Source organism: Chryseobacterium viscerum (assembly GCF_002899945.2).
Lineage (GTDB): Bacteria > Bacteroidota > Bacteroidia > Flavobacteriales > Weeksellaceae > Chryseobacterium > Chryseobacterium viscerum.
Genome location: NZ_PPEG02000053.1, coordinates 1 through 445, shown reverse-complemented (window position 1 = coordinate 445; position 445 = coordinate 1). Strand labels below are relative to the sequence as shown.

1 rRNA gene is annotated in these 445 nt (G+C 58.0%); it reads left to right on the top strand.

The features are described from left to right. Positions 1-445, top strand: a 16S ribosomal RNA gene (locus C1634_RS25755); the annotation flags it as partial.

Below are 445 nucleotides of genomic sequence, written 5' to 3'. Positions count from 1 at the left end.
CCTACGGGCGGCAGCAGTGGGGAATATTGCACAATGGGCGCAAGCCTGATGCAGCGACGCCGCGTGAGGGATGGAGGCCTTCGGGTTGTAAACCTCTTTTATCGGGGAGCAAGCGAGAGTGAGTTTACCCGTTGAATAAGCACCGGCTAACTACGTGCCAGCAGCCGCGGTAATACGTAGGGGGCAAGCGTTATCCGGAATTATTGGGCGTAAAGGGCTCGTAGGCGGTTCGTCGCGTCCGGTGTGAAAGTCCATCGCTTAACGGTGGATCCGCGCCGGGTACGGGCGGGCTTGAGTGCGGTAGGGGAGACTGGAATTCCCGGTGTAACGGTGGAATGTGTAGATATCAGGAAGAACACCAATGGCGAAGGCAGGTCTCTGGGCCGTTACTGACGCTGAGGAGCGAAAGCGTGGGGAGCGAACAGGATTAGATACCCGAGTAGTC